Origin of the sequence: Methylomonas sp. ZR1 (genome assembly GCF_013141865.1) — a bacterium.
Lineage (GTDB): Bacteria > Pseudomonadota > Gammaproteobacteria > Methylococcales > Methylomonadaceae > Methylomonas.
Genome location: NZ_RCST01000001.1, coordinates 4,332,221 through 4,345,703 on the forward strand (window position 1 = coordinate 4,332,221; position 13,483 = coordinate 4,345,703).

The 13,483-nt window shown below is 53.5% G+C and carries 15 protein-coding genes; 4 read left to right on the top strand and 11 right to left on the bottom strand.

Going from position 1 to position 13,483, the window contains the following annotated elements:
- Nucleotides 1-201: 201 nt before the first annotated feature.
- From DDY07_RS19660 to DDY07_RS19700, 9 genes are all read right to left on the bottom strand, one after another.
- Complete coding sequence (locus DDY07_RS19660; protein ID WP_171697114.1) at nucleotides 202-1,191, bottom strand: stage II sporulation protein M; 990 nt, start codon at nucleotides 1,189-1,191, stop codon at nucleotides 202-204.
- Between the two features lie 7 nt (nucleotides 1,192-1,198).
- Entirely contained in the window at nucleotides 1,199-1,969 is a 771-nt protein-coding gene (locus DDY07_RS19665; RefSeq protein WP_171697115.1) for an RDD family protein, read from the bottom strand.
- A 52-nt stretch (nucleotides 1,970-2,021) separates the two neighbouring features.
- Nucleotides 2,022-3,320, bottom strand: coding sequence for a DUF58 domain-containing protein (locus tag DDY07_RS19670; RefSeq protein ID WP_171697116.1), 1,299 nt, complete (start codon nucleotides 3,318-3,320; stop codon nucleotides 2,022-2,024).
- Nucleotides 3,320-4,288, bottom strand: a complete 969-nt coding sequence (locus DDY07_RS19675) for a MoxR family ATPase (protein ID WP_171697117.1) — start codon at nucleotides 4,286-4,288, stop codon at nucleotides 3,320-3,322. The genes DDY07_RS19670 and DDY07_RS19675 overlap by 1 nt, the downstream gene beginning before the upstream one ends.
- Complete coding sequence (locus tag DDY07_RS19680) at nucleotides 4,285-5,580, bottom strand: DUF4350 domain-containing protein (RefSeq protein WP_171697118.1); 1,296 nt, start codon at nucleotides 5,578-5,580, stop codon at nucleotides 4,285-4,287. The genes DDY07_RS19675 and DDY07_RS19680 overlap by 4 nt, the downstream gene beginning before the upstream one ends.
- Nucleotides 5,577-6,005, bottom strand: coding sequence for a DUF4129 domain-containing protein (locus tag DDY07_RS24510; protein WP_171697119.1), 429 nt, complete (start codon nucleotides 6,003-6,005; stop codon nucleotides 5,577-5,579). Before DDY07_RS24510 ends, DDY07_RS19680 begins: the two co-directional genes overlap by 4 nt.
- Nucleotides 6,006-6,458, bottom strand: a complete 453-nt coding sequence (locus DDY07_RS19690) for a hypothetical protein (protein WP_171697120.1) — start codon at nucleotides 6,456-6,458, stop codon at nucleotides 6,006-6,008.
- Entirely contained in the window at nucleotides 6,458-7,225 is a 768-nt protein-coding gene (locus tag DDY07_RS19695; RefSeq protein WP_171697121.1) for a YciC family protein, read from the bottom strand. Before DDY07_RS19695 ends, DDY07_RS19690 begins: the two co-directional genes overlap by 1 nt.
- A 312-nt stretch (nucleotides 7,226-7,537) precedes the next feature.
- Entirely contained in the window at nucleotides 7,538-8,188 is a 651-nt protein-coding gene (locus DDY07_RS19700) for a glutathione S-transferase family protein (RefSeq protein ID WP_171697122.1), read from the bottom strand.
- 115 nt (nucleotides 8,189-8,303) lie between these two features.
- On the opposite strand from DDY07_RS19700, the gene DDY07_RS19705 reads away from it, so the two are divergent.
- Together DDY07_RS19705 and DDY07_RS19710 are read left to right on the top strand one after the other, a co-directional pair.
- The gene (locus DDY07_RS19705) at nucleotides 8,304-8,876 is read left to right on the top strand and encodes a TetR/AcrR family transcriptional regulator (RefSeq protein ID WP_171697123.1); all 573 of its coding nucleotides are present in this window, start codon (nucleotides 8,304-8,306) and stop codon (nucleotides 8,874-8,876) included.
- Between the two features lie 115 nt (nucleotides 8,877-8,991).
- Nucleotides 8,992-10,473, top strand: coding sequence for an oligosaccharide flippase family protein (locus DDY07_RS19710; RefSeq protein WP_171697124.1), 1,482 nt, complete (start codon nucleotides 8,992-8,994; stop codon nucleotides 10,471-10,473).
- Here DDY07_RS19710 and DDY07_RS19715 read toward each other — a convergent pair.
- Nucleotides 10,470-10,700, bottom strand: coding sequence for a DUF1289 domain-containing protein (locus DDY07_RS19715; protein ID WP_171697125.1), 231 nt, complete (start codon nucleotides 10,698-10,700; stop codon nucleotides 10,470-10,472). The two genes, DDY07_RS19710 and DDY07_RS19715, sit on opposite strands and share 4 nt — an antisense overlap.
- Nucleotides 10,697-11,641 carry a bifunctional riboflavin kinase/FAD synthetase gene (ribF, locus tag DDY07_RS19720; protein WP_171697126.1) on the bottom strand — a complete coding sequence of 315 codons (945 nt, stop codon included), beginning with the start codon at nucleotides 11,639-11,641 and terminating at the stop codon, nucleotides 10,697-10,699. Before ribF ends, DDY07_RS19715 begins: the two co-directional genes overlap by 4 nt.
- Nucleotides 11,642-11,797: 156 nt before the next feature.
- On the opposite strand from ribF, the gene DDY07_RS19725 reads away from it, so the two are divergent.
- Complete coding sequence (locus tag DDY07_RS19725; protein ID WP_171697127.1) at nucleotides 11,798-12,388, top strand: TIGR00730 family Rossman fold protein; 591 nt, start codon at nucleotides 11,798-11,800, stop codon at nucleotides 12,386-12,388.
- 107 nt (nucleotides 12,389-12,495) lie between these two features.
- On the top strand, nucleotides 12,496-13,389 hold the full coding sequence (locus DDY07_RS19730; protein ID WP_171697128.1) for a PilZ domain-containing protein: 894 nt from the start codon (nucleotides 12,496-12,498) through the stop codon (nucleotides 13,387-13,389).
- Nucleotides 13,390-13,483: the final 94 nt, after the last annotated feature.

Genomic DNA, 13,483 nt, shown 5'->3' on the forward strand with positions numbered 1-13,483 from the left:
CCTCACAGGCCCGTCCGCGCCGCTTTTGCCAGACTTATTACTCGGGCTTTTCAATACAAGACTGGCGCTAGCCGAGCTTAAAAAGCCGCAAGCCTCTACCTCGACCTCTCCACCTATCGTTTCGACAACCAAGCCATCGCTATTATCGGCAAGGCAATACCTTAGCAGTATTAGCCTATACCGAATAGCAGCGAAGTAATGTCACGGCTGTCTGGATTTTCCCGGCACGCCGAACAACAGAATCAGCCAGAATATCATGCCGCTGCAGCAGCCGATTACCGCTCTTTGCGGCAAATTGAAGGCTTGATCGGGAGAGACAAAGCCTTCGATCAAACCGGCAAAAATCAGAAATGGGGTTACCGCAAGCAGTACTTTGCCGGCACTGATGCTGGTTTCCTGAAACGCTTGCAGTCGATTGCGGGCGCCGGGCCGTATCAGGGCTTCGCCGAGTTGCAAGCCCATCGCGCCGGCGATGATGATGACGCTCAATTCGACTACACCATGGCCAATGATGAAGGCAAACAACCGCCCGTCCAGCTGGTAAGCGGCGGTAAAGGCAAAGATTCCGCCCAGCATGAAACCGTTGAAGCCGATGATGTAGAGGGTGCCGACGCCGTAGAATGCCCCTAAGCCAAAAGCGAACAGTGTCACCGTGATGTTGTTGGCGGCAATGCTAAGGGACAATACCGAGGACGGCGCGACGTTGAGCAGGCCGTCGGTCCATAATTCGCCTTTCTGAACGTGGTCTATCATCTTCGGCGAGCCCAGCAGACCGATCAAATCGGGATAGCTGCCAATCAGCCACCAGCCGGCGGCAATACCCAGCGCGAACAGCGCAAAGGCGCTGAAGATTGCGGTTTTCAATTCTCGCATCAGCCGCGGTATTTCCCAATGATATAAATCGATCAAACGCGCCAAAGGATGATTGGCGGGACGGTAGATTTCTTCGTGGGCTTTTAAGAATAGGTTTTCCAGGTAACGGGTAATCATGGCTTTGCCGTTTACCCGGCGCGACAAGGACAAATCGCTCAACAGGGCGCGATAGCCTGACAGCAGCTGGCGGGCATCACTGATTTCCTGGGCGCGGCGGCTAGCCGTCGGTTTAAGAGTGTTTTCCAGGCTTTCCCATTGGCTTTTCCGGGCATTTAACCAGTGAGACAATGCTTGAGATTGGTTGTTTAACTGCTGCATCGTCGGCTCAGGGTTCACTTAACAAGCTTTTCAGAGCCCGTTTTAAGGCCTGTTCTTGCGTCTGTTTGTCACTTGCTTCAGGAATGTCGCGGCCGATTCGGCTTAAAAATTGTGTGGCGAACAAGATCCGGCGTTCGGAGGCCAGTTCGTCCCAGCGTTTCAACAGATCCAGCAGCAGGGTCTGATCGTCGCCGCTTAAACGGGAATGCAGGGTTAACGTGGAAATTTGCTGCAAGGAATGGGTCTTGTCGACGTTGTCATACACCAGTACCAGGCCCGCCGCCAAATCGCCGATCCGCTGGTGTTTGCCGGTGAAGGCGACAGCCACCAAGCCAAGAAAATAAAAGCCGGGTAGCGAGTCGATCAGGCGAAACACATTGCGCAACAACAGCGCGCCGATGCCGGGGGTATGCCCTTGTAAATCCACCAGGCGAACCCCGGTCATGCGCTTGCCGGGCGTTCGTCCGGCCATCAGGATTTCCAGCACCGGGTGATACAAAAAATATATCAGCAGGGTCGGCAAGATTAAAACCAGGCCAGTGTAGCCGGGATGTCCCGGTTTAAACACGTTGCGCAGTTCTTCCCAGTTAAAAAACGCCACGCCGCAGATCGCTACCCAACTGATCGCCAACAACAGCCGTATATGCCAATCGATGACGAAGGCATAGGTACGTGCGCCCATTCCGGCAATTTCCAACTGGTAATCCATACCGTCTGCCGATTGTATGTGCAGATAATCCTGGAACGAACCGGGTTTATTCAGGGTGCTATTCATCATCTTATTAAAAACAGGTCAGTTGTTTATACAGATTGAAACAGGACATCCGCCATCAGGCCGCAGCGATGGTGTCGCGCTTGTTCCGGTAATAAGCCAGTATCCGCCGGTCCAGATTCTGGGCGGTGGCGCTGGTTACCGCAACCCCACTGCCCTGTAAACGCTTGCGGGTCAACTCGCGGCCGCGCAGGTATTCGAGAATGGCGAATTTCCGATAAGGGTCCTGCCAGTAGACCCCGTTTTGTTTCAGATCGTCGCCAATCGCCGGTTCATCCAGTGTGGCGACCAGGACTTGATGTTTGGTGGAAAGTAATTTCCCGGCCTGAACCAGCTGCAAAGCGGCTTCCGGCTGTTCCAGTTCGGTCAGAAAAATTACCAGACCGCGCCGTTTCAGCAGTTGCTTGACCTCCAGTGCGGCATTCAGGGCATTGGCGTTCTCGTTAAACACTGTGAGCCGGCTCAACAGCTGACGTATGGCCCGGACCGAGTTCATGCCGCCGGCCATCGGCGTTTTATCGACAGTTTGTTGGGCGTAGGCCAGACAAGCGATCCGGTCGCCTTGGTAGCTGGCAAATTCCGTCAATTTGCCGGCGACGTTGATGTAATGATGCAAGCGGTCCATGTGTTCGCTTTGCAGGCGGCTGCTCAAGCCGCAATCGATCAGCACCGCAATTTCCAGCAAATGTTCGCGCTCGAAGTGCCGCACCATGGGCTTGCCGCGCCGGGCTGTGGCCTTCCAGTCTATGCTGCGCAAGGAATCGCCGCGCCGATACTCGCTTAAATCCAAAAACTCGACGCCGCTACTGCGAGCCTGGGCACTGCCGCGGCTACCAAGCTGCTGCATGCCGGACAGGTCTACAAAGTTGTTCAGCCGGGCGGGTTCTATCCGCATGGCGATATCGTCGTCTATCCGTCGCGTCCACCAGCACAAGCCGAACGCGCCCAGCTGCTTTAAATACAAACTGCCCAAGGACGTGCCGCCCAAGCGGGTGGGCGTAATCGAAAACTGCCGGCTTTGGGTTTCATGTGCGCCCAGTAGCCAACGCTGCAGCGAGTTGTCGCCGACAATCGCGGCAGGGTAGTCGCTTTGGGTTTCGAAGCGGACCTTGGCGCCGGCCCGATTGCAGACTTGAATGCTGTAGCCGACTGACTCGCCCAGTGCCAAAGTGGCCGGAACTTGTCTATGCAACTCAATATTGTCCATCAACCTGAAGCGTTCCCAAGCCATCAGCGTTATCAGCAAGGCCGCCAGCCATCGCCAGAACCCTTGCAGCGGTTCGCCGCTCCAGATTCCGATGATGGCCAGCAGAACAATCAAGCCGGCCAGCAGCAGTGTCAAACGCGATATCGACATTATTTCGCTTCCGCACTGCGGGGAACGGCGACCTGATTTTCGATTTCCCGGTAGATTTGGATGGCGGAGTAACCTTCCAGCATGGCTTCGGAACTGAGCAGTAAACGATGCCCGACTACCAGCGGCGCGACCGCTTTGATGTCATCGGGGATCAGAAAATCGCGGCCGTCCAGAACCGCTTCCACCCGTGCGCAGCGCATCACGGCAAGTGCGCCGCGGGTGGACAGGCCCAGGCTTAAACGCGGATGGTTACGGCTGGCTTCCGCCAGCATGATGGCATATTGGTACAAACAGTCTTCAACGTGAACAGCGGCGGCTTCTTGGCGCGCTTGCTGCAGTAGCGTATCGGGCAGGGCTTGGATTTGTTGCAACGCCGTGCTGTGCCCGCCGCCCGGTTTATCGTAGTGCCTGAGCACCGCCACCTCCGCCGGCAGTTGCGGATAGTTAATGTCCAGACGCACCAAAAAGCGATCCAGTTGCGATTCCAGCAAGGGATAAACGCCCTCGAAATCGAAGGGGTTTTGAGCGGCAATCAGAAAAAAGTTTTCCGCCAGCGGATAGGTTTTTCTATCCAGCGTCACCAGTTTTTCTTCCATCGCCTGCAACAATGCCGATTGGGTCTTGGGGCCGGCGCGGTTGATTTCATCAACCAGTACCACTTCATTAAACAAGGGGCCGGGGACGAATTCGAAAATGTTAGCCTCGGTGTTGAAGATATGCAGGCCGGTAATGTCGGACGGCATCAGGTCGGCGGTACCTTGGATGCGCCCGAAACTGCCGCTCATCAATTGCGCCAGTGATTTGGCCAACAGGGTTTTCCCCAGGCCCGGCGCACCCTCCAACAGCACATGGCCGTCGGCAATCCAGGCGATGACCAAGCCGTGCAGCACCTCATCCATGCCGAATACCACCTTGCCTATTTGTTGCCGCAGGTGGAGATTCAAATTTTGCGCCGCGTTGTTGCTCATAGCGTGACTGTCCTGATGTAAGTAATAGTGTTGGATAAACGCAGTAATGAAAGACGTTGTTTGGCTAACGCCCGTTTTAATAGTGTGATCTGATCGTTGCTTACCCGGCTATGCTGTTCCAGCCAAAGCCAGACTTCCGCTTCGCTGCGCATTCCCCGCCGAGCATGAATATCCGCCAGCAGATGCTTGACCAGGGCCTCGGCCAATAAAGGCTGGTTCAGGCGGCGCGCGAAAAATTCGGCGGTAACCTTGATGAAATCCCGGGTGGATAGTTGACTGCGGGCTTGGCGCACCGGCGCCAGGCGGCTGGTGTAGCCGGCCACGTAAAGCAGCCAGAATATGCCAAAGCACCACAAGGTTTGATGTAGCCGTTGGTCTTTAAAAAAGTGCTCGGGATCGTATAGTTCGGACAAGCCGAAATGGTAATCGTCGAACAACAATCGGCCTGCCGGCGCCAGCGATTGCTTGAGTAGATTGCCGATAAACCGGGCGTTGTCTGCTTGCCCCAGCCGCTGGTTACTAAACAAATCCGGGGTCAGCAGCAACACGATCCGGCCGTCGCCAGCATTCATCCACCAGGCGGTGGTGAGATGGCTATCGCGCTCGGACAGCAAGCGCAGCGAGAGATTCTCTGGTTCGCTGCCGGTTAGCGTCCATGCGGCTTTTAACAAGTCTGCCGAGGTTTGGGTCTGTAGGCTGGTTACGCCCTGCAGCAGGGGGTGCGAGGATTGAGCAAGCAACTGGCTGTCTTGAGGGAGAGCGCCTTTGAGGCTGTTTTGTAGGGTGTTTAGGGTGCTTTGCAGGGTTTGATTCGTCTGTGTTTCCGGGGTGTTTGGCTCGTCTTGTTGATCTGCGGAATCCAGGATCCAGTCGTAGCGTGACAAAAGTTCCTTAACATCGCAAAAGCAATCCTCGGCAGCGGCCCAGCCCGGGTGTTGATACACGGCGCCTAGAACGATCAGCGTGTTGCCTTGCTCCAGCCAGTCCGCCAGCGCCGGCCACTCCGTTTCTCGGATTTCTTTGGAAGCGGGCATGCTGGCAATCAGCACATTGCCGCGCTCCGGAAGGGTTTTGTCCTTATGCAGATCGCTGTAGCGTTTGCGAAAACTGACGACATTCAGTCCTTCGCGTTGTAGCCAGGTAAAAAGCCCTTTCAGACCATCTGCTCCGCGGTCTTCGCTGGTCGGTAGCGATAGCGGCTTTTGCGCTTCAGGATGGTGCGGCGACAACAACAAAATCACCAGCCCCAATGCCGCCAGTGCGGTTAGAAGAGTAATCAAGCGTTCTTTCATGAGCGCAAATTGCCCAATAGCGCGTGCACCTCGCGCCGGTAATTGCCGACCAAGTCCGCATCTACAGGGCGATGGCCGTAAAGCAAGGGTTCGGCTTGGCGGACCAAACGGGAAAATGCCGAGTCCGCTTGTCGGGCTTGTTGTTGAAAATGACTAACGAGTTGCCGATGGGTCAGGCTGGGGTCGGCCGGAAGCAGTTGGCGCTGGATTAGTGCGTTTATCAGTTGCGTCAGCAATGCGCCGATTTGAGCTTGCGGGGTTACGGTCTTAATCGCCGGATGCGAAGCTACTGACTGCGTTTCAGCGAGCTTATCGGCGGGAGTGACGGGCTGGCGCTTGCCGGAAAATTTGCGAAAAACCCCGGCCTGATACAACTCGCTAATCACCAGCCAGGCCGATAGCGCCAGCAATAAGGCAATCGACACTTAGATGATAATCTCTGCCGCTTGTTGCGATGGCTTCAAGGCCGCGAGCCAGCGCTGCAACTGCTGGTATTGGTCTTCATGGTCCGCCGGCTTGAGGCTATTCAGCCAGTTCAGGACGGCTTGCCACCAATTCGCTTGCGAGTCGTCGGTTGGCGTGATCAAAATTTCAGCTAACAATAGCGTCAGGCCTTCCTGGCGGATGGTCCCAGAATTATTCAGGCTGTCGGCTAAAAGCGCCAGTTGCGTGGCACTAACGTCGGCAGTTAATGGTGGATCGAAACTGGTCAACAGGCCCTGGTTTGCCAATTCCTTGAACAGAGCCGGACAGTGTTTTTTAATATCTAGCTGTTGCCCGGATTGTTGCCGGGCAAGGTTCAGGCAGGCTTGTAAGCTGTTGTCTTGCGCCTGGGATGAGCCGGCTAGACACAACAGCAATAAAGCAGCAAACCGCATTATCTGCCTAGGCGAGAGGCAAGGTCGCTGCCCGATTTACGCAACTTCAAGTCGTGAAACTGCACGTAACCCAGCGCGAAAAAATAGGGCATGAAAAACACCGACAATAAATTCATCAAAATCTGCATCAAGACTTGATTGTCTGCCGGCGCCAGAAACGCCATCAAAAACCCCAGCGCAAACATCACTGCCATCCAGATGATCATCGGTACGGTAAAGATTGTCGCAGTCCGCCACCAATGTCCCCAAACTAAAGAGTGGCTGGCTCTAAGAGCTCTATAGCCGCCAAGGCCGTCGATGACGATGAAATAGAGATAAAACATCAGCGATAAGGTCAAGATCAAGCCCGGTATCAGCAGCAGGATATAGCCCACGATTATCGCAACCATATACAGGAGCGCGGCAAACAACATCGAGGGAAAGGCTCTGAATCCGGCCGTTATCGCTTCGGAAAAACTGTCTTCCCGTTTATTGGTCACATTATCCAAGCGGTAAATAAGCGCGGCATAGAGCACGAAAGACACCAAGGAGAAGACAATGACAAACGCTAATATCAGTAACAGGTTCTCAGACAATAATTCCAGCGCCGCAGTCTGTGGTGCGGCCGGATCGGGCTGCAAAGTTGCAGTCAGCAAACCCATGGCGATATACAGCACGGCAAGTATTGAAAGAATGCCCCATAGTCTGCTGAAGCAGGCCGAGTACAGTTTGATACTGGCATCCAAAATTTTCGCAATACTGGCGGGTTCAGTGGCTAATAGTCGCATGAGTAAATTCCTAAATTGAAGGTTGCGGAGCTTGGCTCCCGCTAAATGTTCGAAAACAAATTGTGATAGCCGTTAGGAAGCGAAGTATAGACAATTAGTTCTGAATTGGTCTATGCGTAAATGTCCTGAATAGCAGGCGCCGAAGCCCTAGCACAGCAGGGACTCCACTCGGTCGGTCCGCCTTGACTGATTTGATCGGTATACGCAAATCACTATGGGAATGGCCGCCGGCATCACTACGCCGACGGCTTAATGCCAGAAAGTTATGAGAGGGTATTGTGCTAAATCACCTGAGGAATAGCAGAGCGGGGACTATTTATTCCGAAAAAATGCTTCTAACGCCTTTGCCCGGTCGGCACCGACGATTTGCGCGTGCGGCCGGCTTTCGATCAGTTGTATATAAGCTTCAATGCCCGGAATATGCGTATTCACTAAGTTCTCGCCGTAGATTTTTTGGGTGGCAAAGCCCACCAATTGCAGATGCGGCCAAGCCACGATGTCTGCCGTACTGAAACGGTCGCCCAGGGCATAGGGCGATAATTTCAGCAGTTTGGCTAAGCCCTTTAATCCGGTATCGAGCTTGGCTCTGACTTCGTCCTTGGTTTCTGCCGATACGGTGTTGCCGAACAGAAACTCCCCATACAGGCGGCGCGCAATCAGTTCAACGTTCAATTCAAGATGTTGGATAAACTCCCGGCATTTGCCGCGCTCATAAGCATCGGCCGGATACAGCGGATGTTCTGGAAATGCATCTTCCAGATACTCCAGTATCGCTTGCGATTCGGATAGATAACCGTCGCTGGTTTTGATGAACGGGACTTTTCCCAGCGGCGAACGCAGTAACAACTCTTCGCTCTGGCTGGGTGGCGTAAACTCTTCGATGAATGCTATATCCTTTTCCATCAACGCAAATTTGACTTTGTTGTAATAGTTGCTGATTGCCACGCCGTACAAAGTAATCATCGAATAATCTCCAGTAGTTGAATTAAAGACTGCGCTATAACAGACCGGTCAGTCTATTGAAATAATACATACCGGTCTGTATAGTTGCAAGCTGTTTTTTCCAGGTACTTAAATTATGGCCCGTAATCTCCAAGATCACATTTTGCAAACTGCCTCTGCGTTGTTTTACAGCCAAGGCATCAAGGCCACCGGCGTCGATGCAATAGTAAAAGCCGCCGGCACCACCAAAATGAGTCTGTATAAGTACTTTCCGTCAAAAGACGATCTAGTCTTGGCGCATCTAAGCAAAAGCAGAGAGGCCATGCTGAATCGTATCCTTATCGGTATGGAACAGCGCGCCAGCGAACCCAAGCAAAAGTTGCTGGCGGTGTTTGCGGTATTCGATGAATTATCATCCAGCCCGGAGTTTCGTGGCTGCCCGTTTATCAATGCCGCTGCCGAATTTGCCGAGGCCGCCAATCCTGTTCAACGGGCCGCCGCAGAGTTTTCCGACACCTTTCAACAAGTATTGACAGATTTAGCCCGACAAGCCGGCGCACGGGATCCGGAAGCTCTGTCCCAACAATTGGCAATGCTGATTTCCGGGGCCATCGTTAGCGAACAGAGACGCCGAGAATCCGGGGCAATGCGCACCGCCGCCGCCGCGGCGAAAGTCCTGATCGAACAAAGTTTAGCCTGCGCAGAATAAACGTAACCCGGGCAGCTGGCTGTGTCGTCTAGAGCGGTAAGCCGGCAACTACCTTACAATATGGCTACCTTAGACCTCAGCGAGAGGTCTCATCATTCTTTGGATCCAACTGCTTTTGAGCTCACTACGCCAACTCGTCTCCCAAACCGCCATCTACGGTCTCAGCAGCATCGTCGGCCGTTTTTTGAATTATCTGCTGGTGCCGCTGTACACCTACACCTTCAGCGCCGGTGAATACGGCGTGGTCTCCGAGTTTTACGCCTATGCCGGATTTTTTGCGGTGTTGTTGGTGCTAGGTTTGGAGACCGGTTATTTCCGCTTTCGGCAGCGGCCGGAGTTTAGCGGCGACGAGGTTTACCGCGGCGCTTTAAGCTTTTTGCTGATCGCCAATCTCGGCTTCATCGCGGCAATCTACTATTGGCAACAGCCATTGGCCGACTGGTTGCAATATCCGCGACATCCGGAGTATTTGCTGTGGTTCGGTTGGATTCTGGCGCTGGATGCCCTGTCGGCATTGCCGTTTGCCCGATTGCGCGCCGAGAACCGGGCCTGGCGTTTTGCCGGTATCAAAATGACCGAGATATTCATCGCCATCGGCTTGAATCTGCTGTTTTTGCTGGTTTGGCCCAAGCTGAAAAGCTACTGGCCGGATAGCGCTCTGGTCGCTTATTACCAACCCGAGCTTGGTGTCGGCTATATCTTTCTGGCCAATCTGGCCGCCAGCGTATGCAAGCTGCTGCTGTTACTGCCGCAATTTCGCGCGGTGCGCTTCCAGCTAGCCCCGTGCGTGCTCAGGCCCATGCTGCGTTACTCTCTGCCCATGGTCATCATCGGCTTTGCCGGCATGGTCAACGAAATGCTGGATAGGGCGATTCTGAAAGTCTTGTTGCCCTACGATTTACCCACCAACCTGAAGATGCTGGGCATCTACGGTGCCTGCTACAAGCTGTCGATTTTGATGAGTTTGTTCGTGCAGGCCTTTCGCTACGCCGGCGAACCGTTTTTCTTTTCCTATGCCGGCCGCGCCGATGCCAAGCGGGCTTATGCGTTGGTGATGCAGTATTTCGTCATCGCCGGGGTGTTTATCTTTTTAGTGGTGACGCTGTTCATCGACCTGTTCAAGTATTTTATCGGCGAGGAGTACCGCGCCGGCCTGGACGTGGTGCCGATATTACTGATGGCTAATTTGCTGCTGGGGATTTATGTCAATCTGTCAGTCTGGTACAAACTGAGCGACCGCACCGGCCTGGGCGCCTGGGTATCGCTGGCAGGAGCAGGTCTGACGATTGTTTTGAATATCTGTTGGATACCGGTTTGGGGCTATGTCGGCTCGGCGTGGGCAACGCTGGCTTGTTATTTGTTTATGGTGGTTTGCTCTTGGGCTTTGGGCCGGTACTATTATCCGGTGAGCTATCCGCTCATGAAGATCACCGGTTATTTTGCATTGGGTCTGGCGCTATATTTTGCCAATCGCTACGTGTTGGATATTTATCAGGTGAATGTCTGGCTGGCCGGTAGCCTGGGCTTGGCTACTTACATAGGCATTGCGGCTTGGCTGGATGTCAGGCCGATATTACAAAGGCGGCGTAGCGCTTAAGCTTTCGGCAACTGTTCGACATAAACAGACCTCAACCGAGTGGCTTGCAAAATCTTGCTACGCCGCTCGGCAGCCTGCTGCAAAAACAGTTCGCGAGTCTGCGTGTCCGCGCTAGACCACAGGCGGATTTCATCCAGTGAGCGGTAACAGCCCAAGCAAATATCGTCATCGTTCAGACAACAGTTACGGACACAAGGCGATGCCGGGAAGTTTGCGGAGTTAATCATTTCATATCCAATGTTTCACTGAAAAACTGCTGAGCTTGTTCGACATCCCGGCTGATTTGCAGTTTCAATTCGCTCAGCGAGGCAAAACGGATTTCGTCGCGCAGCTTCTTTTTAAAATGCACTTCCACGTAATGCCCATAAATGTCTTGATTGAAGTTGAATAAATGCGTTTCCAAGACCACTTTAGCGCCACCGTCGAAGGTGGGGCGGGTGCCGACATTGGCGACCCCTTGATACTCGTTGCCATTCAAACCAGTCATCGTCACCGCGAATACGCCCACGACCGGCGTATTTTTCCGAAACATCCGCACATTGGCCGTCGGAAAGCCCAGTTCCCGGCCGCGCTTATCGCCGTGTGCTACCCGGCCGCAGACAGAATAATCCCGGCCCAGCATCAGCTTGGCCTGCTCCAATTGGCCTTCGCCCAGGGCATCGCGAATCAGCGTGCTGCTGACTCGCAAACCGGCCAGCTCGAAAGAATGGCTATCTTCCACCGCAAAACCATACTCCTGACCGCGATGCTGCAACAGCGCAAAATTGCCGCGCCGCGCCTTGCCAAAGTGAAAATCGTCCCCAACCACCAAATGCTTGACGCGCAAGCGCTCGACCAAAATATCGCGAATGAAATGCTCCGCATCGCAATCGGCCAGGCTGCGGTTAAAGGGTAAAACCAGTAATTCGTCGACCGGTAATTTAGCAAACTGAATGGTTTTTTCGCGCAACCGGGTCAGTCTGGATGGCGCATGGTCGCCGAGGAAATACTCCAACGGTTGAGGTTCAAAGACCATTGCCACCGTTGGCAAATTCAACCGCCGGCCATGCTCGGCCAGCTTTTCGATGACCAACTTGTGCCCAAGATGCAGACCGTCGAAGTTGCCTATGGTCAACACGCAGCCGTCACGTAACGGCTCAAGATGATTCAAACCCCTAATTAAGCGCATGATGGCTGTCTGACTAAAAAGCCTAATTCTATCAGTAACAGCCCTTGAGCGAACATGCCGGCAGTTGCCCGTGCATGGGGCGGCAGTAAATTTCGTCTTGCCGCGTCATGGTTTTCCACCGAATATAAGCCACCCTAATTCTCCGGCATACCCGACATGACAACGATAAACAGCATTTGCATCTATTGCGGCTCCAGTCCCGGCCGGCTTGATGCGTATAGCGAGGCCGCGCGGGCGCTGGCCCAAGCCCTGGTCAGCCGCAACATCCGCTTGATTTATGGCGGCGCCGGGATTGGCATCATGGGCACGGTGGCGGATCAGGTGTTAAAGCTCGGCGGCCAAGCCATTGGTGTTATTCCCAAAGCCTTGGCGCACAAGGAGGTCGCCCATCCCAATCTCACCGAATTACACGTTACCCAATCCATGCACGAGCGAAAAATGCTGATGGCCGAACTGGCGGACGGCTTTATCGCTCTACCCGGCGGCATCGGCACGCTTGAAGAATTATTCGAGATTTGGACCTGGGCGCAGCTGGGTTTTCATCAAAAGCCCTGCGGCGTATTAAATGTGGCGGGCTATTACGATGCCTTGATTAATTTCCTGGACCACGTCGCGGCGGAACAATTCGTCAAACCGCATCATCGCGACATGTTGATGGTCGAGTCCGATCCAAATTTGTTACTGGACCGCTATGTCAATTACCAGCCGCCCGCCGTAAAACAGTGGGTCAGTAAAGACGACACCTGAGCAATCGCGCCAGTCTGCGTCAGGGCTATTTTTATGCAGATTGAGAGTTTACGGTCTTGGACTATCATCGACAGTACGTAACAGGCGATTTTTAGGGTTTGATGAATATGGCTAAGGTAAACGGCAAGAAATTAAATCGCAGAGTGGCTTTTCGCATCCACGAGCAAGCCAATCTGTTCTATCGCAAGCTTGATCATGATGGACAAATGCAAGCGCCGGAAAATTTCCATGATTTACTCGGCAACAGCAATCCGCCCGATACCGTCTCGCCTCAAGCGCTACCCGATTCGCAAAGCAGGGAAAACGACACGCTCAACGTCAGTATCAGCGCCAGCGGTATCGCCTTTACTGCGCAAGAGCCGCTGCAAGCCGGCGATTATCTAATGCTGCGAATATTGCTGTTATCCAATATGACCGCAATCATGACCTGCTGTAAGGTGGTGTATTGCAAGCCCAGCAACCCTTACGAAAACGACCGTTATCCGTATTTAATCGGCGCCCAATTCGTCAATTTGACGCCTGAAGACACGGCGCTGTTAAACAAGCATATCGACAAAACCAAAACACAACAGCGGGCCGTGAACGGCCTGCTGTTAAGCCTGGTCTTATTAATTCTGGCCATGCCGGATGCAGCATTCGGGCTGCTGATGGGCTTGATCCATCATGTTCTCGAAGTGGTTTTGCATGTGGCACACTTGATGTTCGAGTATGCCGAATATAATCTGGATCATGTCATCGAACACGCATTCCATACCGATACGCATACTACCCAAGTCATCGTTTTTTACATTCTGTGTACGCTAGGCCTGGTTGGCTTGTACTTCATTTGGCGCATTATTCCCCGTCATTGTCGGCGGGCCGGCAATAGCCTGATAGCCTTCTGGTGCCGCAAAAAAGCCAGTTGTCTTTATTATTGGGGCGAGCAAAGTTTGGCCGACAAGATCAAGTTTGTCGGAATAACGCTAGCCGCTGTGGGTTGTTACGGATATTTCGCTATTTGAATCTGTGCACTGCTAAAGCTGCCAAGCCACCACACCGGCAACAGCATCTGTTTGTCTATCAACAATATTGCGCCAACAAACTCCCGGCTTTGTT

What these genes read in the sequence shown, in the direction of transcription:
- DDY07_RS19660 (WP_171697114.1), bottom strand. Translation starts at nt 1,191, where the DNA reads ATGCAGCAGTTAAACAACCAATCTCAAGCATTGTCTCACTGGTTAAAT.
- DDY07_RS19665 (WP_171697115.1), bottom strand. Translation starts at nt 1,969, where the DNA reads ATGATGAATAGCACCCTGAATAAACCCGGTTCGTTCCAGGATTATCTG.
- DDY07_RS19670 (WP_171697116.1), bottom strand. Translation starts at nt 3,320, where the DNA reads ATGTCGATATCGCGTTTGACACTGCTGCTGGCCGGCTTGATTGTTCTG.
- DDY07_RS19675 (WP_171697117.1), bottom strand. Translation starts at nt 4,288, where the DNA reads ATGAGCAACAACGCGGCGCAAAATTTGAATCTCCACCTGCGGCAACAA.
- DDY07_RS19680 (WP_171697118.1), bottom strand. Translation starts at nt 5,580, where the DNA reads ATGAAAGAACGCTTGATTACTCTTCTAACCGCACTGGCGGCATTGGGG.
- DDY07_RS19690 (WP_171697120.1), bottom strand. Translation starts at nt 6,458, where the DNA reads ATGCGGTTTGCTGCTTTATTGCTGTTGTGTCTAGCCGGCTCATCCCAG.
- DDY07_RS19695 (WP_171697121.1), bottom strand. Translation starts at nt 7,225, where the DNA reads ATGCGACTATTAGCCACTGAACCCGCCAGTATTGCGAAAATTTTGGAT.
- DDY07_RS19700 (WP_171697122.1), bottom strand. Translation starts at nt 8,188, where the DNA reads ATGATTACTTTGTACGGCGTGGCAATCAGCAACTATTACAACAAAGTC.
- DDY07_RS19705 (WP_171697123.1), top strand. Translation starts at nt 8,304, where the DNA reads ATGGCCCGTAATCTCCAAGATCACATTTTGCAAACTGCCTCTGCGTTG.
- DDY07_RS19715 (WP_171697125.1), bottom strand. Translation starts at nt 10,700, where the DNA reads ATGATTAACTCCGCAAACTTCCCGGCATCGCCTTGTGTCCGTAACTGT.
- ribF (WP_171697126.1), bottom strand. Translation starts at nt 11,641, where the DNA reads ATGCGCTTAATTAGGGGTTTGAATCATCTTGAGCCGTTACGTGACGGC.
- DDY07_RS19725 (WP_171697127.1), top strand. Translation starts at nt 11,798, where the DNA reads ATGACAACGATAAACAGCATTTGCATCTATTGCGGCTCCAGTCCCGGC.
- DDY07_RS19730 (WP_171697128.1), top strand. Translation starts at nt 12,496, where the DNA reads ATGGCTAAGGTAAACGGCAAGAAATTAAATCGCAGAGTGGCTTTTCGC.